Here is a 750-nt window from a genome sequence, read left to right as displayed (position 1 = left end):
CGTGACGCCAGGTCACAGACCGGCCCGTGCGGCGGCCGGCGGCCATGACCAGGGATTTCAGATCGCGGGGCGGGTCGGGGTAGGCGGGTGTGGGCCGCCGGCTGTTTCCCGGGTAGGGGGCGGTGACCGGCACCGCGTCGGCCGGGTAGGCGGTCGCGGTCGGCTTCACCGCCAGCACGTAGGGGATGTTCCGGTCGGTCAGCCCCTGGCGGAAGGCAGCGGCGTCGCCGTAGCCGGCGTCCGCCACGACCGGCCGCACAGGCATGCCCCAGCCGGCCAGTTCGTCGATCATGTCCAGGGCGAGCCGCCATTTCTCCCGGTGCCGCGCCTTGTCGGGGATCGCGGCCCGTTCCCGGGCCCGGGCGGCGGCGACCTCGGTCGGGTCGGTCAGGGTGGTGTCGTCCCAGCAGGTCGGGAGGAACAGCCGCCAGGCCACCGCGGCCGACGCCCAGTCGGTGACCGCGTGCACGGACACCCCGATCTGACAGTTCCCGACCTTGCCCAGGGTGCCGGAGTACATCCGGGCCACCCCGGGGGAGGCGGCCCGTCCTTCGGGAAAGCCGGTGTCGTCCACGACCAGCGCGACCGGGTCGCAGAACCCGGCCGCCCAGCCCGTCAGCCGCCGCCGGACCTGGCGGTAGTCCCAGGTCGAGCTGGTGACGAACTGCTGCAGCTGCTGAGGGTCCACACCGAGGCGGGCGGCCATCGGGACCATGCTCTTGCGCTTGCCGTCGGTCAGCAGCCGTTGCA

General features: G+C 73.6%; 1 protein-coding gene. It reads right to left on the bottom strand.

Going from position 1 to position 750, the window contains the following annotated elements; translation table 11 throughout:
* Nucleotides 1-750 (bottom strand): IS701 family transposase (locus AC08OO_RS05770; protein WP_476618306.1); only part of this gene is annotated, 750 nt, incomplete at both ends.

The sequence above is a fragment of the Frankia sp. CeCAU1 genome (assembly GCF_977971845.1).
This window is presented reverse-complemented; position numbering and strand designations above follow the sequence as displayed.